Genomic DNA, 20,876 nt, shown 5'->3' on the forward strand with positions numbered 1-20,876 from the left:
AATATTATTTTATTAAAGCTGCAAAGGTCTATTTGACAAGATATCGGATGTTAATTCATTTTATTTTTCAAACCTTGACTGTTTTTTTTTAAATGCAACATTAAAAAAGCTTCTTACAAAGCCCCATTATTTATACTTATCAATTTTCCATTTAGTTCATCAGAAAGCACAAAAAGCTTCCCAGAAGGGCTTTGAACTACTTTTCTAATTCTTAATCTGCCGTTGGTAAATAATTCTTCAACACTTTTTTTCGTTTCGCCAGCAACACTTAATCGCCATAAACTACCTTTTGATAATCCTCCAACGAGTAAATTATTATTCAATGCAATAAATTCATTTCCCGAATAAAAATGCAAACCAGTAGGTGCCACAGTTTGTATCCTCGACCAAACAATGTCGGTATAAATGTTGCTCAAAATGGCTTTTGATAATATTCAGAAAAACATCCCATGGCTCCCAAACGCGTAAAATAACGCTCAGTTGACTGAAATCTATGCAAAATTCCTTATCCAAAGTAGCCAAACAGGTAATTATGCCTGTTTAGAATAACAAGCTTTTCTGCCTAGAAACCCACCATTCTATATTCTTAATTTTGACTAAGCAAATTAATTATATGCCATGAATGAAAATAAAACAGTTTTAGGCTCTAGCCTTTTCACCTATCGCAGTCTGTTGAATAATCCCGACTTGTCGGCCAGCTTTGACAGTTTAGAGTTTGGAAGAGCCAACTTAGCCATCGATGTCAACTCCGCTGGTTTGGTGACGGGGAAAATTTATGACACCGGGTGGGAGCTCGACCTATTTGGTTCTTACCAAGCAGGTTCACCTGCCACACTTTGGTTTCAGGGCAAAGGGGTGGTTTCGGGTTCACTGTGGATTTACGATTACCTGTGTTATGTGGTGCCTGTTATTCCGAACGGTATCAACCAAAGGCTCGCATTGGTGGGCAGCATCACACGTGCCATTCCTCATCCTGATGGAAGCGGCGGTACCAGTCCTGCTGGAGTGGTTAATTCGTTTTATGCGGTGGCCCAAAACTAGTGTAAGGTCATGGAAACTAACGCTCAAAACATTCCTACTGGCTGCTGTTGTCAAACTTCACAAAAGCCTAAGCCGCCGTCTAAATCAGAAATTGTTAAATCAACTTCATTAGCGGTATTTATTGCTTTTTTCCCTAAATGTCCCTTGTGCTGGGCAGCTTACATGAGTCTTTTTAGCAGCATTGGGCTTACACAGATTCCCTATATGCCTTGGTTGCTCCCTGTTTTAATGGTAATGTTGGCTCTCCACCTCTTTTTTCTCTTTAAAAAAGTGAGTGAGAAGGGCTATTTGCCTGTTTCCATCAGCTTAGTGGGTGCTTTGTGCATTGTCATTAGCCGATACTATGTATTGGAAAATCCTACCTTAAGCTATTTGGGTTTAGCGGCTATGGTAGTGGGTTCTTTTCTTAACACCCGTTCATTTCAAAATTTCAAATTTCAAAAAAACTAATAAATAGACATGGAAAACAATTCTAAAATCAGAAGATCAATTACAGAATTACAGGCAGATTATGATGCAGGCAACAAAAAGCCCCTTGAGGATTTGATGCGGGCTTGGAAAGGAATCAAAGAACTTCCGGCAACAGACCCGAACTCGTTTTTTATGTTGGGCGGTTTTCATGGTGAGCCATTCAGAGGGGCCGGATGGGGCAACAATCAATATTGGGGAGGTTATTGTAACCACGGTAACGTGCTTTTCCCGACTTGGCACAGGGTATATTTGTTTAAACTCGAACTGGCACTTCAAAGTATAGCCGGCTGTAGCGATGTAATGTTGCCATACTGGGACGAAACCAGTCCAGAGTCTCTCAAAAGCGGAATTCCGTCAGCTTTAACAGACGAGACTTTTGTTTTGGATGGTCAAACCATTCCTAATCCCTTAAAATCCTTCACCTTCCCTCAAAATATCGTTGATAATATCAGTGGCGACAATCCCAACTATTCAAAACCCCTCGGTTACGAAACCGTCAGATATCCACTTTCAGGATTAGTAGGAACGCCACAAGACATCCAAAATACCAAGGCCCACAATGCCCAATTCCCTGATCCTGCAACCAACGTCGATCTTTTAAATAAAAATATTGTAGCATGGTTGACCTCAGGCATTACGGTGAACGGCAAATTTCAGCCCACCAATGTAGCCAAGGCCTTTAAAGACTGTCTGAATGCACCAAACTATACGGTTTTTTCGAATACCACATCGGCTGCCGAGTGGAATTCAAAAGCCGAAAATGCCAAAAACAAGGTAGTTCCGCTAGAGTCGCCTCACAACAGCATACACCTGGCCGTTGGAGGTTTTGATATTCCCGGGGCGGATTTTTCCCCTATTGATGGTGCGAATGGCGACATGGGCGAAAACGATACTGCTGGGCTAGATCCAATTTTTTACTTCCACCATTGCAATGTAGACCGTGTGTTTTGGCTATGGCAGAAGAAAAATGGTTTTACAGAAAACTTTGACATCATACCCGAATACCCAGGCACCAATACAGTAGATAGCCAAGGTCCTACCCCAGGAATGGCACCCAATTCTTGGCTTACTATGGATTCTCCATTAAATCCATTTACGCTTACCGAAAACGGAAGCTCAAGACCCTACAACTCTTATGATTGTGTGAATATCATCAAAATGGGCTATGATTATAGCAAAGGCTCGCTGGAAGACGACGCTTCGCCAATGGCCAAATTGGAAAGCCCTGAAAATACAAAAAAACTCATAAAGATTACAGGAATCAACCGTGCCCCTGTCAATGGCTCCTTCCTAATATCGGCCTTTGCCACTATCGACGGCAAAAGGGAACACCTGGGTACAGAAGCAGTTTTAGCCCGTTGGAATTCAAAATATTGTGCAAATTGCCAAACCCACCTCGAAGCCCGTGCCTTTTTTGAACTACCTGAAATTGCCGCTCATAAAAATCTAAAACTGTCAGACTTGGCACAAACTATAGAGGTGGAGGTAAAAGGACGAAAAGGATTAATTTCTGGAAATGTAAAGAACATGCTTTTGAAATCTGATGGATCCCCTGCAATCAGGTACAAAGTAGAAGTCGTATAAACACCAGATAACCAATACGCTATAATTTAAACGAGAAAATTGCCTTTCGTCAATTTTCTCGTCTTCACCTTTAACATATTAAACAAAATGAAAAATTTAAAAAAGATATCTCTACTTCTAATCATCGGGCTGTGTTGGAGCTGCGGAACCGCTAACAAACCCGAGGAAGAAATTTTAACCTCCACCAATTTTAACATCAATTTTTCGATGACGCCACCACCCGATTTGTTAGACTCCAATGCAACACCTCAACAATTGGTTGAATTTGCATGGGAGGAGTTTTTCGCACTTAACTGGCAATCTTCTTTCGACAAAGACGGGCTGAGAGACCATCCAGACCCTGCATGGTCATACAACGACAGTAGCTCGGCCTACCCTTCACTGGCTGTATGGGAGACCTTTGCCCATAGAACCGAACTGAGACCAGCATCCGACAAAATGCTTCCATTCGATACAGCACCTCATTACAGTTTCGGAACCATGCCGGCCCAAGACCCAGGCTCAAATGCCAGTTTTGGTTTATTCAATATGTTAGACGAAAATAATGAAATTGGTTCTTGTGATATCTACGCACATACCAATACCTACAACAAAGACTACAGAGTCTTGTTTCAAGCCAAGGTAAACAGAGACGAATACGACTACATCTTAAATAAATACCCTACAAAAAGTGCTTTGGCCAATGCTACGGCTTTCAATGTTTCGCGTTTGAAAAATAGCAATGAATATGCCCCAGGCGTACTCAATTCATGCAATGTACCGACCAATTTCGCGGGAATATCACTCCCATGTGGTGACCTAAAAACCAAAAAAACAGGAGCAATAGAAATTAAAACGGCCTGGAGGGAATTGACCCCAAAGGACGATTCTACGAAGTTTTTTAGACGTAAAGTGATAAGATTTGTGGAAAAAGCAGGCAAGTTTTATTATCAAAACAAAGAATATGCCTTGATTGGAATTCATATCATACACAAAACCAATAATTACGAGGATTTTGTATTTGCCACTTGGGAGCACGTAGGAGTTGAAAAAGATGGCATGGGTTATGAGGAACTAAACAACGGCAATGAAGTCGGCAAATTCTACAAAGACTATCCACGCCTTCATCCGATAGCCGATATTACAGACCAATCTACCGCCTATGTGCACGCACAGTTAAAGAAAATGAACCCCAAATCTATCTGGCAAAACTACAGACTGGTGGGCGTGCAAGCCAAACCTACCAATGACCAAAATTCGTTTAGCTTTTTTCTGGCCAATTATGTGATAGAGTCGGATTCAACCCTTGGAAATTTCCAAGGTAGCGGAATAGGTACCCCTCATGATAAAGGCAACAACACCCTCTATCGCGGAAAAAGAGTAAGTATGGGTGGTTGCCAAGGATGCCACGGGGTAGCTCAAACCAATCTAGGCACCGATTTTTCGTTCTTATTGGACAATGTGGGCAAGCCAGTGCCAAATCCTGATCCTGACGGAGATAAAACCAAGTTATTCAAACTCATCACGGCCACTAATCCCAGAAAATAGCTCATGGAACCATTAAACGTAGGTTTTTTATTATACCCAGGCTGCACACTGATGGATTTTGCCGGGGCTGTGCAAGTGTTCTCCTCGGCGGTAGGCAAGTTCAAAACATTTATTGTGAGTGAAGAAAAAGCCATAACCACCACCGAAGGCCTCACTGTATTATCAGATTACTCTCTTGATCTATATCCAGCTATCGACGTCCTTTTTATACCAGGCGGAGGCGACCAAGGGGTGATAGCCGCTATGAACAACAGCAAGGTACTGGATTTTATAAATACCGTGTCACCAAAATGCCAATGGAGAGGATCGGTTTGTACTGGAGCATTTATTTTGGCTGCCTCTGGAATATTAAAAAACTGTAAAGCCACCACCTATTGGTCGCTCCTACCTGTTTTGGATCGCTTGTCAGGTAAGCTAAACCTTGAAGTTCCTCAAAATTCATACCCGAGATATTTGATTGATATAAAGTCAAAACTATTTACGGGCGGGGGAATTTCCTCCTCTTTAGACTTGGCACTTGAGTTGGTAAAAGTCATTTGCGGAACCACCGTGGCAGAACAGACGCAACTATTTATACAATATCAACCACAACCTCCCGTAGACTCTGGAGACCCAGCTCATGCCCCACAAAACGTTCTTGACTCCGTAACACAAATGGAACAAGACTTTATTGCTGCCATGAATGGAGAAGTAGATGTTTTGTTGAAAAAATAATAGTGGTTTAATCATTTAGCCGCTAAAGCAGAGTCTCCGCAGGGACTCTGTTTTTTTTTGCCTACCTGTAAGTTCAAATACCTCTAAGGGTAAACATCAAACTGATAAGAAAAAACAAAAGGCTTAATCAAAGTATCTACCTAACCACCCTAACTTTAGCAATTTGCACCTATTTAGGCTTGTCATTTTCAAGTGGAAGGATTTGTATTTGCAATATGTTTGTTTGAAAATCTAAATGGTTTTTAAAAACATATCAGCAATTTATTTAATTTTATAAATAGAAAGAATACACAAAACTATGCAATTAAAAACAATTTTGATTTTTCTAATTTTCTCATACCACGCTTCCAATTGTCAAGGAATTTTGACCTATCGAAATGGAACCATATCATCGGAAAACAAAACTCTAAAGAATGCTCAACTAAAAAGTAAAATCAACGAAATTGGCTCCGAAGAGGTGAAGGAGGCTTATCGAAAATATAGGCGTTTCCATGCAATGAAAAGGATTATTCTGGCAACCGAAACGGTTTTCGTACTTGGAGCCACTGACTACGATACAGGTTTTCCTAGGTTAAATATTACTACTTTGTCTGTTGGTTTAGCTGCCGCAGCCGTAGATATAATACTGACGAAACCTTTACGCAGGCGTGCCAATCGGTTCGTTGAGGAATATAATTTTGAAATCAAGGATCGGCAGATGCTCATGAAACAGTGAAAAGGCAATGAATAAGGCTTTGAATTTCGCTTTGAAGAATTCCTTTTGCAAAAATTTTGTACATACCTGCGTGTGCGAATGACTATAAAATACTGAACTTTCAGTTTTCTGCCCAGCTTGCCTTCAAAGATAATTTACTTTTGGTGAACATTTTCACAATAACCAAAAACCTCAAAAGGAAGACTTTGGAATGAGAAAACATACTTAGCTATATCAGCAGTTTTTTTACAAAAATCTGGTTAAATATCATTTTGCATTCACCACATAATCGGGATTGGGTCTTGGCTCTTGAGCATTAACCGATTTTCTCCATTTATGTAAAAGTTTCTGCAGTTCTTCAGCTTTCTTTGAATGGCTTGAAATCAAATTTTTCGTTTCGCCAATGTCTTCTTTTAAGTTGTATAATTCTATTTTGTTATCTTCAAAAAATTCAATCAATTTCCAATCTCCCAATCTCACTGCACTATATGGATTGTCGCCTTCATGATAGTGCGGATAGTGCCAAAAGAGTGGTCTGTGGTAGTTTTTCTGCTCAAAAAGGACAGGTTTTAATGACTTCCCATCTAGTTTTTCGGTTGGCTTACTATGTGTGAAATCCAAAATTGTAAGCATCAAATCCATGGTGATGACTGGCTCGTCAATTATTTTTCCCCCTTCTATTTTTCCTTTCCAATACATTAAAAGCGGCGTGCGAGTTCCGCCTTCATAACACCAGCCTTTTCCTTCTCTCAATGGCTTGCTGGTGGCAATATTCATTAATGTACCATTGTCAGCAGCAAAGATGATTAGGGTGTTCTCGAGCATTTTCCTTTTATCTAAGGTCTCCATTATTCTGCCGATGTTTTCATCCAAACTTTCTATCATGGCCGCATAAGTGGGGTTTTTCTGTTTGTCAGGTGTGGTGACTTGCTTTTTGTATTTTTCTATTTTCTCAGCTTTTGCCTGCACGGGGGTATGCACCGCATAATCCCAATAATTGAGATAAAAAGGCTTGCTTGCGTCATGATTCTCGATGAGTTTGATAGCTTCGTTTGCTAATCGGTCGGTAAGATACTCGCCCTGTGGACCTTCCTCGAGATGGGGCATTTGATAAGGTGCAAAAAATCCTTTTTTAGGATGTCCCCAGTTTGAACCACCAATATTTAAGTCAAAACCTTGATTTTTAGGGTAATACTGTTCGCCTTCACCCAGGTGCCATTTACCTATATGCCAAGTCGCATAACCCTTTTCTTTCAAGTACTCGGCAGTTGTTTTTTCAGATTGTGGCAAAAATTGTTGCCAATCAGGGATCAATAACTTGGGATTCTTTTTAACATGCCCCGCTATCCAATCAGTAATATGCAATCTGGCTGGATATTTCCCTGTCATTAAGGCAGCTCTAGAGGGTGAACAAACCGTGCAGGCCGAATAAGCATTACTAAACCTTACACCATTTTGAGCTAATTTATCAATATTTGGCGTTTGATTAAATATATTGCCATAACAACCCAAATCCATCGCACCCATGTCGTCTATAAAGAACAGAATCACATTTGGCTGAATATCAGGTTTCTTGAAGGATATTTGAGCAAACAATAATAAGCTAATAGCGGTGAATACTAAAATTTTCTTCATTGTAAACAGATTAGGTTTTATTTTTCAAATCAGAGAGACAATTACTAAAGTTTCGGAGCAAAGATAAAGTGTTTATATTAACGAATATACAATATCCATTTTTTTACAATACACTAAATTTCAATACATTGCAAATTTCAAAATAAATACAAATTGTACCTAATTATTTCTGGGCAGTCCGTTGAAAAATTTCGATACTCAGCTCTTCGACATCTTTTCGATGTCGAAGCTAGATGTGGAGGATTTCCAATCCGAGATTAAAGTGTAGCTAATTGAATATCATCAGCTCTTCGGCATCTTCTTGATGTCGAAGCTAGATATGGAGGATTTCCAATCCGACATTAAAGTGTAGCCAATTGAATATCACTTTTTCTAGTTCCATAATAATCTCCACAGCTACTATACAAATATTCTTCTTCTTTAATAACCAACACAGCTCGAACAGGATTCATATGAATATAGTCGGTCGCGACCCCTGTCAATTTTGTCATAAAAAACTCCTCTGAGTAAATTTCCTCTCCATGATATCCCTCCTCCCAAAACCAAATCTGGGTCGCCAGTCCGATTATCTTCTTTTTTCAGTAACCAAAGTAGCCATCTTTTTCTGCTTTCCTTTGGATTTTTCTCAATTGAACGAATAATTTGAGTTGAAGTAAACTGGGTCGCCAGCCCGATTTTAAAATCTCGTATTATGTCACTTAAATGCAGCTGTTCACTCTGAATAATAAGATGAATATGGTTACTCATGATTACCAAAGCATAAATCTTCAGTCCTTTCTCTTTTTGACAGAACTTGAGACTTTCAAGTAGAATATCCATGTATTCTTTTCTGGTAAATACATCCACCCATTGATGAACTGTGGTAGTTATAATGTATACAGCATGTTGGTCCTTTATTCTGTATTCGTATGGCATAATGTGCAAATATTTGCTCATCTAAAATAACTTTATTTGGATTACAAATCCAAATTTATCTAGCTTCGACATGCCCTATCGGAACATGTCGAAGAGCATTATCTATCAAAAAAACCACCAAAAACAACGTCTCTGGTGGTCAATTATAAAGAAAACAAAAACCTCAATTCACACAACCCCCAATCTTGGCCTCAAAAACTACACCGTTTTTGACCTCAAAAACACCTTGGGTGGCATCCATCAGTATAGATTTATTGGACTGAAACAGCACATTGGCGTTGCCTTGAATGGTGATGTTGGCTTTTAGCTCTAGGTTGGTTTGCTTGGTGGTGCTGCCTCCCGAAATATCGTCGGTGGGGCTATTGAGTACAATAATACTGTTGCAATTGCTGGCTCCGCAGGCAATGGTGTTGTTGAGTTCGCCCACAAAAACGTCGTCGACGTAATAATAGGCATTGATATGCTCCGAGTTGCCATAAGTACGGGTGCCCGGTGGCGTTAAGGTGATGATGGTTTGTCCGTCACGAAAGAAATTGCCCAAATACAGATGCGTGTAAGCTTGGTCAGCCGTTATTTCTGCTGAAATGTTTACCCAATTTTCGGTGTCGGTGACGAGCGTGTTGTTGGTGGGCAATACCGTCCTTTGCACCGCAAGGGTATCGTAGGTACTCACGATTCGCTCGCCAATGTTAAGACCGAAACCGATGTTATTGGTGGCGTATTGCATATAGTCTGCCCGAGAGACCCACATACTCAAGAGATACCTTTTGCCCACCTGCATGGGAGCAGTCAATTGCGTGCCGAGGTATTCTCTGTAGCCATTGATACCTGTGAAAAAGCCCGCATAAGCACCGCCATTGCGTGGCGACTGAATCCCAAACCGGACATTGAAAGGCGTCTCTATGTTGCTATTGTACTCGCCGCAGTCGTTGAAATAATCTGCCGAACCTCTTGTAGGTATTTTCCAGTGGTTGTTGGGCGACAGCCACTGCCCTTGTGTGGCTGGTGTAGGCGTAAAGTTGGTCGGGCAAGTTTCGTAATACTCAAAACCAGGATTAGGCAATAGGTTGGTAGTCAAACAGGTAGTGGTATAATGCGGATTCTCCGTTATCTCGGTGGCATTGATAGCATAGATTTTAAATTCAAGTGGAATCTCTATGGTGCTGAATCCGCTGGTGTTCTCGCCGGTAGAAATCACCCGCACGTAATAGGTCTGGCCTACTGTGAGGCCCGTCAAAATAACCGAATTGTTTTTGAGGCCAAATTGAGCTATGGAATAAGAGCAACCGATTTGTGTCAGGTTTCCGCAAGTGCCACTGTAAACGGTGATGGCACTATTGGTAGAGAGGTTTTCTACATAAATGTTCATTTTGGTATGTGTGGCCACGGTGGTAAACCACACGTCTTGCTTGGTTTTATAGTAGCAGTCAGGCGTATCGCCTGTGGCACCTTCAGTGGAGTGAAAACTTCCATTGACCAGTGGTATGGCACCCGTGCAAAGGTTGTTGACTGGCACGGTAAGCGAGGTTACGGCAATCTTGAAAGTACCTTGGTTGTGCAAAACCGTGAATTGTGAACCCACTGTTATGTAATAATCTGTACCTATGGTAAGACTGGTGACATTAAATCCTGAGCTGCCATTGGCTACAAGCATGCAATTATTCAAAGTTAATGCACCACATGTGCCAGAGAAAACACTCACGATGGCATTAGAAATAAAGCCATTGTAATAAACCCTGTGAGAGGTAGCCGTGGCAGTAAATTTATACCAAACTTCCCCACCTTGATGACATGTGGTTTGCTCATTCGACGACATCATATTTGAACCACTAGTAAACTGCGGCACATTGGTCGCTGATACACTTAAAACCGTAGCATTGGCACACAAATCGTTGGCTGGTGCATCTACATCGTCGGTCAGTGCTATCGAAAATCGCCCCCTAACGGTAGCCGAGCTCGTAGAACTAAACACCCTTATCAAGTAGGTTTGGCCCACTGTTAAGCCAGTTACCAGCCTATCTTGAGAGAATTCCCCAGATACAGCCCCACTGCACGTAAGGGCAGTCAGAGCTGAACAAGTACCACTGTAAACCACGAAGCTCGGTTGTACAAAATTGGCAGATATTCTGAGTCTTACTCTGGTTTTGGTAGCTGTGAAACTGTACCAAACATCATCATCGATAGAGCCAATTCCCGTACAACTTAATGCCTGAGTACTGGCTGTGGCATTGGTGGTGTTGCCCGGCACAAAAGTGGCTGTGAGCGTATTGGCTTGTATGCCTAAGGCAGTGGGCGAAGCACAATCGTTATTGGTCGGGGCAACGGTTTCTTGGTTTACTTGTATTCTGAAACTCCCCTGCGTAGCCGTAGTAGCTGTGGAGGCATACACCCGTATGAGATAGGTTTGACCTATGGTTAAGGTCGTTAATTTCAGAAAATTCTCTGTCGTAGATACCATGGACGTAGTGAGGCATGTAATTTGTGAAATGGCATTACAATCTCCCGTGTAAACGGCCACTACCGGCGTAGTCATTTCTATCTCTGTGGTATGCCTGGCTATGGCCACCAATGCGGAGGTGCTGGCAGCGGTAAATTTATACCATACGTCAAAAGCATTGGCTTGTCCACACGAATTGGTGCCAGTGGTGGCATTGGCATCTAAGGTACTGCCCACCACATAATTGCTCGACAACCAAGTGGCATGATGCGTGAGTGTGGTGGCCGTAGAACAGATGTCGTTGGCTGGTGGTGTGATGTTTTTTATACAGCCTTCAAAAGAAGTAACCGAGAAACTCGTAGAAAAAACCCGAATAAAATACTCATTACCAACAGTTAAGCCTAGAACCACTCTTTCTTCAAAAGTGCTTATATCACCCGAACATTCCAAGAAAGTAAGTGTACCGCAGCTACCGGCGTATACTTCAAATTTAAAATTTCCTCCAGATATTTTACTGAATCGAATACGTTGTTGGGTAGCCGAAGCCGTGAATTTATACCAAACATCTCTCACCAGGGTGGTATTGTTGCCCGTTCCAGCATTACACTCTTTTATAATTGACTGAGATGAGTTTTGGAGATTTCCCGCAAAAGTATTGCAAGAAAGTGCATTGCCCGAAGGTGTTAGAGCTATGGCACCTGAGCATTCGTCGTTGGCGGCAAAGTTTGGTGAAGTAACGCAAACCCGAAAGCTTAAAGCTGCCACTGTGGAAGGTACTATTCGGATAAAATAGGTCTGGCCTACTGTTAGTCCACCCAAATTGGAAAGTGAATCTATACTACCTCCGCACCGCAAATGCTGCAAACTACCACAAACACCCGCATGAAAAGAGGCGGTGAAGGAGTAGTTTTCGACACTTACTATTTTGATACGGTGCTGGGTGCTGGTGGCCACAAACTTGAGGTAAATATCACGGGCTATGTCATTACAAGTACCTGTTATGGCTGAAGGAAACGAATTGGCCGAGCTAACTACCGTCTCGGTACACGTGCTATTGCTAGAGGCCGTAATCGCCAAAGCCGTGGCACAGTCGTCGTAAGGAGAAAAAACCGGCGTGGTAACGGCCACTGAGAACAATGATTGGTTGGAAGTTGTGGTGCCACTGTAGACTCTAAAAAAATACGTTTGCCCAGTAGTTAAACCCGAAAGTACGTTGATGGCCGTGTCGCCCGAAAAAGTGGTGGTGTTGCAGCCCAAAGAAACCAAAGCAGCACAAGATCCACTAAAGGCCTGAATTCTGCCTAGATTTGAGTTCCAACCTTTTACCTTGATTTTATGCACAGCTTGCGTTGCTACAAAACTATACCAAACGTCGTCGTCGGTGGTCGTCTGGAGGTTACAATCTAAAGAAGACTGGGTGGCATCGAAAGAACTTCCTGCAATAGCTCCAGAGAAATCTTCCCCAAGGGCAGATGTTAAACCAACCGCTGAGAGACAGTTGTCGTTGGTAGGATTAGCAGTGATGGCCACCGAAAAAGTACCGCCCTCGCCTACTCCGCCCGAACTGTACACCCTGAAGAAATAGGTCTCGCCGATAGTTAAAGCCGTAAAAAGTGCCGAAGAATTATCTAAAGTGCTTAAACCCGAAGAAACACATTGTTTGGCCACCAATGCCCCACAGGTACCTGAAAACAAAGAAACCTCCGCAGAGCCTTGGAAGTTGAGCATTTTCAAAAACAAACGGTGGGAGGTTTGAGTGGCTGTGAAGGAATACCAAACGTCGTCGTCGGCTGTTCCACTACATCCAGCCAAACTTTGGGTGGCAAACTGTGTGGTGCCGTTAGTCCTTACCGCAGGAACGTTTGAGGGCTGAATGGTCAATGGTACAGCAGCTGTGCATTCGTCATTGGCTGGTGGCATGGCATTTATCAAACAAATATCAAAGGTACCTAGATTGGTATCACTAGCTGTAGAAACCGCGATTTTATAAACATTACCGATAGTTAAACCCGTGAGGTTGATGCTGGCGGTGGAGTTATAACTGGTATATCTACAAAAACCAAAGCGTGTGCTGCAGTCTTCTTCATAAATATCAAAATAAAAATCCTGAATGGTTCCGGGGCTTATCTGAACAATTTGAGAGGCACTGGTAGCCGTAAACTGATACCACACCATGTATTTGTTAAAATCGCAGCCATCGTATTCGCTGTTTTCAACACCCACATTGGTACCTGCAGTTGGGCTACAGGTATTGGCCGAGGTAAGTACCACGGCATTGGCACAATCGACATTGGCGGGTGCTTGGGCATAAACACTGTAAACCGAGAGTATCAAAACAAAAAGGACGTAGATTTTTTTCATAGCAAGATTATTTTGCTCAAAACTACGCTTTCTAAAAACCTTGGAGTACTACTAATGTTAGTAGGTGCTACTCCCAAAAAGTATTATTTCAACCTAAACCTGGTAAAAGCCTCATGCAAGAATCATAAATACTTTGGTGGCCTACATATAAAAAACCGCAAAATAAAAAACTCTTGAAATAGCGGAGAACGAGGATAACATTCAGAACATTTTGAATTTACTTTTGGTATCAAATGTGACCCTTACATGAAAAAAAATCTCTCCTTATTTCTTCTAACAGTAGCTATTAATGCCAACGCACAATCTTTTTTAAAAATATTCGAAACCAGTAATCACAGCTCAAGTCCAAGATATGGAGTGGATGCCAACGGTACATTATATTTTACAGCTGGGCAACCAACCAATGGCGAAGTACGTGTTTGGAAAACCGACGGTACAGATGCCGGCACTACCAAAATAACCGCTGCAACAGGAGCTCCTGTTACTGGGCCCTTTCCTCATTTCGCTTCATTAAATGCAGTGAAAGCATTCGGCAACAAAGCTCTGATAGTAGCAGCTCCCGCCAATCAAAACTATGACCATGAATTATGGGTAAGCGATGGTACCCAAGCAGGTACTTTTAGATTGGCCGACATCAACCCTGGAAGCGGAGACCCTTTTATTCAGAACCTCACCGTATTAATGGTTGGGAGTAGCACTTTGGCTTTTTTTTCGGCCTATAACCCTACCAATGGACAGGAATTATGGATGACAAATGGAACGCAAGCTGGTACTATATTGCTCAAAGATATTAACCCCGGGGTCGGCTCCTCGAACCCATTTGGTTTTGCGGTCTTCAATAATAACGTTTATTTTTTTGCCAACAATGGTACCCATGGAAGTGAATTTTGGAAAACGGATGGAACCACAGCCGGTACAACCATGGTAAAAGACATTGTTCCGGGAACAGGCAGTTCTGCTCCGCCAACAAGCAACAGAAATACTATAATTGCCAACGACTTCGGTTTGTACTTATCAGTTTTTGACAATTCATTTCCAACGGGCGTGACCAAACTGTACTTCTCAGACGGCAGCGAAGCCAACACCAACAATCTTGGCGGATACAATGCCCCAAGAAACTTCAAGAAATTCAAGGACCGTATTTACTTGACTATTAATGAATCATTCACCAATCTGATGTATATAGAGAACAGTTCCACTATTAATTATCCGCAATTTGCAAGTATGAACACCGGCGGAAATGTTCTGAACGCGGATGATCTGACGGTATCTGGAGATTCTCTTTATCTTACTGCAGAGTTCGAGGCAAACGAACGCCGATTGTTTCTGGTCAATACTTCAATTCCGATGATTGCTTACTTGGTAGCAGACCTTGTACCTTCTGCTACTTTTAACCCATTTCCAACAGCAGCCAACCAAAGGAAATTTATCCCCACTGGAAATGGCCGGATGTACTTCTTGGCCAATAACAATGTTAATGGAAAGGAGCTTTGGTATACCGATGGCAACTGGGCTACTACCAAAATGGTAAGAGATTTTAAGCCAGGATCGGCCGATGGCTCCTATTCCTACATGAAAATGTATGGGAATAGGTTGTACTTTATAGCAGACACCTCAGACACCGCTGCAGAATGTTATTACACGCTAAACGGCAACACGCCCATCAAGATGGTAAACATAGACCCCGCCAAGGGCCTTAGCAATTTTTACCCCATAGAAGTTTCTGGCGGAAACCTTTATTTCAGTGCTTTTCATCCCACCTATGGCTATGAGCTTTACAAAACCAACGGAACCACCTTCACCCTCGTAAAAGATTTGAACACGCAGCAAAACTCTGCTGACTTTGATTTTTTTAAAGAAAAAGTGGTTCTAAACAATAAGGTGTATTTCACAGCCACAGACGGTAAACTGGGCAGAGAAATATGGGTAACGGATGGCAAAACCAATCAAACCAAAATTCCATTTGAAATAAACAGGTATCCGGCCACTGAAGGTTATAGTTTTTACCCGACCACTTACAGTCATTACAAAACCAGTACAGCTATTCATAAAATATTTAAAATCAACACCAAATTATTGATTTTTGAAGATCGGAATATTTGGAGTACCGACGGGACAGCCAATCCCGTACTTATATTTTCAGGAAACAACCATTTTTCTTCCTTTACCTCGGGATTTGAAATGAACGGATTCTTATATTTTGATAATGCCAATAAGCTCTATAGAACCGATGGAACGGCAGCCGGAACCACTCAGGTTGGGGCCCCAGATGCCTCTATTCCAGATGACTATAGGCCTATCAAACTCTTAGGTGCTGTAAACAACAAGGTGTTCTTTATGGGCTATCACAACACCCATGGCTGGGAGGTTTTTTACAATGATGGCACCATTGGGAATGTGTTTCTACTGGATAATTTGGAGCCAGGAAACAATACCTTAGAAGTTTTCCCAATTAGCAGGGTTGTAGGCAACAAGCTCTATTTCTCCTATTATTCAATTTCAGAGGGCGTTGTCTTATATGTTACTGAAGGCACAGCGGCCACAACCACCAAGCTAAAGGTGTTCGGAATGAACTCTTCACAGCCCGATATGCTCACAAATTTTCTAAACACCCACTTGGTATTTACGGGTGATGACGGTACCCACGGCCTCGAACTGTGGAAATCAGACGGTACTGTAGCAGGTACCAATATGATAATAGATTTAGACCCAAACGCCAGCGGCTATCCTAGAAATCAGCTGCACTCTAGACAATTCGCAATATATAATAACCATGTCTATTTTAATGCTTACAACGGCACGCAGTCGGGTCTTTTTAAATCAGACTTAACAGAGTCTGGCACTACTTACTTGTCTGAATTCGACGGCACTTACGCAATAAGCTCAGATTACGGTGTGTACATGTCTGGATACACACCAAGTACCAGTAACGAACTCTTCAAAATAGAATCGGAAACCAATTCAAAGCGGCTGGTTGCCGATATAAGAGGTGGTAACCAATCGTCAAACCTTTCAGAAATGCAACTTTTGGGAGATTTGATTATAGTGAGCAATCTAGATGCTCAATTCAAAAATCAGCTACATGTATTCAGAATTTGTCCTAACATTGCTCAAGTATCGGGTGCCCAAAATGCCACTGCTACTACCTACGCTATGGATATGGTACAGAGCTCTGCCAATCTCGCAGCCTCAACTCGGCATATATTTAGTGCATCAAATAATATCTTATTAACTCCGGGATTCCAAACCAACCCACAAACGGTGTTCCAAACCAGCCTTCAAGGTTGCGTATATGCCACTCAAGATTGAAGGATTTCGAATGAAAGAGGTAAATTAAAAAGTTTGACAGGTAATAATTTTTAATATTAATATACTGGTTGTAAGCTTAGTATAGACGGATCTACATGTAATAAGAACTTTTAAACATTTGTTAAGAGATTGCAAACATGTAATAAGAACTTTTGAAGGTTTGTAAAAAGCTTGCAAACATGTAATAAGAACTTTTGAAGGTTTGTAACAAGCTTGCAAACATGTAAAAGGAACTTTTGAAGGTTTGTAAGAAGCTTGCAAACATGTAATAGGAACATTTAAAGGTTTGTAAGTAGCTTGCAAACATGTAATAAGAACTTTTAAACATTTGCGAAGAACTTGGAAACATCTATTAGAACTTTTTAAGGTTTAAGTGATTAAAGTATCGGAGGCAAAAGGTAAATAAGTTTATACAATTCAGCCTTTAATATCCTACGATATTCTGCAGCAGACTTTCTATTCGAATCGGACGATATTCCGTTCCCGATTTGGCATTCAAGTTTGCAGATTTTCTATCCAAAATCAACGATTTTCTATTCAATTTTCACGACTTCGTGTTCAAAATCGACGATTTTCTATTCAACATTGGCAATTTTCTATTCACAGTTGACGATTTCGTGTTCAAAATCGACGATTTTCTGTTCTAATCAGGCGGCGTTCCGTTCACGATTTTGTGTTTGAATTTCAGTAAATTGTATTCAAATTTCGCGTATTCGTGTTTGAAATTCTCGAATTTGAAAATAAGGTGTTACCGATAAATCTTGTAAGGCTCTGCTCAAAAATTGAAGTTTTTGGTATCAGAAAAAGCAATTTTATTATATTTACTTTAGAAATAATTAAGACATTAAACCACAAACAAATGAAAGGAGTTAACAAAGTAATACTGGTTGGCAACCTTGGTGATGACCCAGAAATCAAAAACCTCGAAGGCAATGTAAAAGTGGCCAAATTTAGCTTAGGTACTAACGAAACATTTAGAGATTCAAACGGACAAAGTCAAACCCAAACCGAATGGCACAATATCGTATTTTGGAGAGGACTTGCAGATTTTGCCGAAAAATACTTGCATAAAGGCAGTATGGTGTACCTTGAAGGAAAAATAAAGACAAGAAACTACGAGGACAAACGAGGAGAAAAACGCTACGTGACCGAGATAATTGGCGAAAACGTGGTGATGCTTGACAAACCTAACAACTAAAGAATGAAATTATCCAAAATCTTTCACCGAAACGATCATAGAATAAAATTGGAGTTTGCCTACGACACATCCATTACAGCCTTACTCAGGCAGCAAATAGAAATCGTATGGAGTCGAACCCACAAAGCTTGGCTTGCACCTTACAAAAAGGCCGTATTTGAAAAGATCATAGAAATGTTTCCTGAGGCCGTTTATACCAAAAATGAAACATTAGAAAAGGACAAGCAAACAACCGCACCCATCCTCACCAAAGAAAATACAGAAAATGTAAAGATAGTGGTGCTACCTAGGCTCATCTATATCATATTACCGAAAAACACAGAAGACATTGCGTACATCAGAGGAATACAATATAGCAGATGGCACAAAACCAATTACTGCTGGGTAGTACCCAATTTTGGCCAAAATCTTGAAAACCTCAAGAATTACTTTGGTGAAAGAATAAGCAGCCTAGAAGAAATTCAAACTGAAACCATAGCCATAAACCAAAAAAACTACGACCGAGCCAAAAACGAACTCTTGGCCGTTCGGACACCAAACAACCGCTTAAAAATATCCGTCGACTACCACAAAGAAGTGGTACGGAAGCTCAAGCAATTTCCGTATCTCAAATACGACCAAAAAACCAAAACATGGAGCATACCTTACAACGAAAAGTATGTATCAGACCTTAGAAATATAGCAGAAACCGAAAAACAAAAATTTAAATATATAGAAGAACCCTCTGATAAACAACAACCTATCAAGAGCATTATACCAAAAACCAAGGCATGTCCGGAGGAGTACCTTCAGAAATTGCTAGAACTGCGATACTCAGAAAGTACGTACAAAACCTACAAGCACGCCTTTGTAGAGTTTATAAATTACTATCCAGACCAAACCCTTGAAGAAATTAGCGAAGAACTGATAATAAATTATATCAGATATCTCGTAAAAGACCGAAAAATATCTATCTCCGTACAAAACACCACCATCAATGCCATAAAGTTTTACTATGAAAAAGTATTGGGCGGAAAACGCACCTTTTACCATTTAGACAGACCTCGAACAGAAAAAACATTGCCTGAGGTACTTAACCTCGAACAAACCAAAGCTTTATTAAAGAACACAAAAAACCTCAAGCATAAGGCTATTCTTATGACAATATACTCGGCTGGTTTGAGAATAGGTGAAGCCATAAATCTGAAAGTCAAAGACATAGATTCAGAAAGAATGCAAATAAGAATAGAGCAGGCCAAAGGAAAAAAAGATAGATACACCTTATTGGCAACAAAAACATTAGAGATATTACGAGAATATGTACAAGAATACAAACCTAAGAAATGGCTTTTTGAAGGACAAAAGGGTGAGCAATATTCAACCACAAGCATTCAGGCTATTTTCAGGCAGTCAAAGGATTTAACCGGCATTATGAAAAATGCAACCGTTCATACATTAAGACATAGTTTTGCCACTCATTTATTAGAATCTGGCACTGACCTTAGATATATACAAGCTCTTCTTGGTCACAGTAGCTCCAAAACCACTGAAATTTACACCCATATAACCACTAAAGGATTTGACCAAATTAAAAGTCCAATTGATTATTTTGACTTCTAAAATAAATATTTTGAATAAAACAGAAAATAATTTATCTTTGAAAACTACAAAATATATAAAACACCACTAAGATGAAAAAAATATTTACGCAATTACCAAAACTCACCCAATACCCTAATTATCAATTAAATACCAAAACAATTCAATCAAATACAATTGAGATATCTACGCAACTCCAAAATTGTATTGCGTAAACATACTCGTTAGCGGTAATTTTAGAACGACACATTACAGACAAAAATGAGTTCAAAAATGGATATAGACCATATCTTTATTTTCACTGACGACAACGGAAAAATTGCTAACGAACTCGTACAATTTGGTTTTACAGAAGGTAGTAGTAGAGTTCACGTTGGACAAGGTACAACAAACAGAAAATTCTATTTTGACAACTTCTTTTTAGAAATACTTTGGGTTCACAATGAAGAAGAACTTAGAAGTGAGTTAACTAAGCAAACAGGACTTTGGCAAAGAGCAGACTATAAATTAACCAACTTTTCGCCTTTTGGACTTTGTATTGTAAACACAGACGAAACCGAAAGTCTTTTTGAAAAGGCTTTTAAATATCAACCTGCATATTTTCCAAGCGGATTAAGTATTGACGTTTTGACAAATGAACAAAATATAAGTTTGCCTTGGACTTTTAGACTTCCTTTCAAAGGGCAAAAGAAGAATGAAACAGAACCAACAGACCATAAAAACGGACTTAGAAACTTAACCAAAGTTGAGTTTGGAATTAAGAACTATAACGAAAAAGACGAGTTCATTAAACAATTTGTAGGACAAGAGAAGATAAAATTCACTTCTTCAGAGACTAACAATTTAACATTAACATTTGACAACAATAAAAATGCACAGACAAAAAAAATTGACGAACTAAATCTGAGAATCAAGTATTGACAAATAAAAACTACCGCTAATCGAGTAGCCTGCCCCACTAGGAAACCCTAGCAGGGAGAGGCTCTCACACCACTGTACGTACGGGTCTCGTATACAGCGGTTCATTAAACATCGGACTTACCTTTTCATAGTAATCGTTCATACTTTCGTATCCCCTTTTTCTTAGGCGTTCTAGTGTGATAGTTGTTACCATTATAGGACTTTGGGCTATTACCCATCCTCCTTTTCGGGTTCTGCTAAATTGGTAGGCTTTACTTGGTGGAACTCCCAGTCGTATCAAGTTCTTACGTTTCCGTTCTGGCTTTTTCCAGTCTGTCCAAATGCAATATCGTAAACGGTTTCTTGTCCAACTGTCTATGCTTTTGAGTTTGCTGCCTATATTTCCAAGTTTGAAATAGTTGACCCATCCTCGTTGCAGTAGTTTCAGTTTTGTGTTACGTTCATCGAAACTCAATGGTGCAGTTTTGCGTGTTACTTCCTTGATACTTGCT

The 20,876-nt window shown here is 40.6% G+C and carries 15 protein-coding genes; 10 read left to right on the forward strand and 5 right to left on the reverse strand.

Features of this window, described 5'->3' with window-relative positions:
* Positions 1–113: 113 nt before the first annotated feature.
* Positions 114–416 (reverse strand): PQQ-dependent sugar dehydrogenase, encoded by a 303-nt coding sequence (locus tag EGI31_RS21960; RefSeq protein ID WP_255039339.1) that lies wholly within the window; start codon positions 414–416, stop codon positions 114–116.
* 202 nt (positions 417–618) lie between these two features.
* On the opposite strand from EGI31_RS21960, the gene EGI31_RS21965 reads away from it, so the two are divergent.
* From EGI31_RS21965 to EGI31_RS21990, 6 genes are all read left to right on the forward strand, one after another.
* A complete protein-coding gene (locus tag EGI31_RS21965; protein WP_255039341.1) occupies positions 619–1,041 on the forward strand; it encodes a hypothetical protein in 423 nt (140 codons plus the stop codon).
* Positions 1,042–1,050: 9 nt separating this feature from the next.
* Complete coding sequence (locus tag EGI31_RS21970) at positions 1,051–1,491, forward strand: hypothetical protein (RefSeq protein ID WP_255039342.1); 441 nt, start codon at positions 1,051–1,053, stop codon at positions 1,489–1,491.
* 9 nt (positions 1,492–1,500) lie between these two features.
* Positions 1,501–3,096 (forward strand): tyrosinase family protein, encoded by a 1,596-nt coding sequence (locus tag EGI31_RS21975; RefSeq protein ID WP_255039343.1) that lies wholly within the window; start codon positions 1,501–1,503, stop codon positions 3,094–3,096.
* Between the two features lie 87 nt (positions 3,097–3,183).
* Entirely contained in the window at positions 3,184–4,623 is a 1,440-nt protein-coding gene (locus EGI31_RS21980) for a hypothetical protein (protein WP_255039344.1), read from the forward strand.
* A gap of 3 nt (positions 4,624–4,626) precedes the next feature.
* Entirely contained in the window at positions 4,627–5,337 is a 711-nt protein-coding gene (locus EGI31_RS21985; RefSeq protein ID WP_255039345.1) for a DJ-1/PfpI family protein, read from the forward strand.
* 298 nt (positions 5,338–5,635) lie between these two features.
* Positions 5,636–6,052 (forward strand): hypothetical protein, encoded by a 417-nt coding sequence (locus tag EGI31_RS21990; RefSeq protein ID WP_255039346.1) that lies wholly within the window; start codon positions 5,636–5,638, stop codon positions 6,050–6,052.
* Between the two features lie 246 nt (positions 6,053–6,298).
* Here the strand turns inward: EGI31_RS21990 and EGI31_RS21995 are convergent, their stop codons facing one another.
* The 3 genes from EGI31_RS21995 to EGI31_RS22005 all read right to left on the reverse strand — a co-directional run bounded on the left by EGI31_RS21995 (position 6,299) and on the right by EGI31_RS22005 (position 13,379).
* Positions 6,299–7,666 (reverse strand): sulfatase, encoded by a 1,368-nt coding sequence (locus EGI31_RS21995; RefSeq protein WP_255039347.1) that lies wholly within the window; start codon positions 7,664–7,666, stop codon positions 6,299–6,301.
* A gap of 420 nt (positions 7,667–8,086) precedes the next feature.
* Complete coding sequence (locus EGI31_RS22000; RefSeq protein WP_255039348.1) at positions 8,087–8,602, reverse strand: transposase; 516 nt, start codon at positions 8,600–8,602, stop codon at positions 8,087–8,089.
* 142 nt (positions 8,603–8,744) lie between these two features.
* The gene (locus EGI31_RS22005) at positions 8,745–13,379 is read right to left on the reverse strand and encodes a 3-coathanger stack domain-containing protein (protein ID WP_255039349.1); all 4,635 of its coding nucleotides are present in this window, start codon (positions 13,377–13,379) and stop codon (positions 8,745–8,747) included.
* A 246-nt stretch (positions 13,380–13,625) separates the two neighbouring features.
* Here EGI31_RS22005 and EGI31_RS22010 point away from each other — a divergent pair, with 246 nt between their 5' ends.
* The 4 genes from EGI31_RS22010 (at position 13,626) to EGI31_RS22025 (ending at position 20,385) form a co-directional block, all read left to right on the forward strand.
* The gene (locus EGI31_RS22010; protein ID WP_255039350.1) at positions 13,626–16,688 is read left to right on the forward strand and encodes an ELWxxDGT repeat protein; all 3,063 of its coding nucleotides are present in this window, start codon (positions 13,626–13,628) and stop codon (positions 16,686–16,688) included.
* 859 nt (positions 16,689–17,547) lie between these two features.
* A complete protein-coding gene (locus tag EGI31_RS22015) occupies positions 17,548–17,886 on the forward strand; it encodes a single-stranded DNA-binding protein (RefSeq protein WP_255039351.1) in 339 nt (112 codons plus the stop codon).
* 3 nt (positions 17,887–17,889) lie between these two features.
* A complete protein-coding gene (locus tag EGI31_RS22020; protein ID WP_255039352.1) occupies positions 17,890–19,485 on the forward strand; it encodes a tyrosine-type recombinase/integrase in 1,596 nt (531 codons plus the stop codon).
* Between the two features lie 240 nt (positions 19,486–19,725).
* Positions 19,726–20,385, forward strand: a complete 660-nt coding sequence (locus tag EGI31_RS22025) for a VOC family protein (protein ID WP_255039353.1) — start codon at positions 19,726–19,728, stop codon at positions 20,383–20,385.
* 64 nt (positions 20,386–20,449) lie between these two features.
* Here EGI31_RS22025 and EGI31_RS22030 read toward each other — a convergent pair.
* Positions 20,450–20,876 (reverse strand): group II intron maturase-specific domain-containing protein (locus EGI31_RS22030; RefSeq protein ID WP_310586239.1); only part of this gene is annotated, 427 nt, incomplete at its 5' end.

This window comes from Lacihabitans soyangensis, from assembly GCF_024343775.1.
Classification (GTDB): Bacteria; Bacteroidota; Bacteroidia; order Cytophagales; family Spirosomataceae; genus Leadbetterella; species Leadbetterella soyangensis.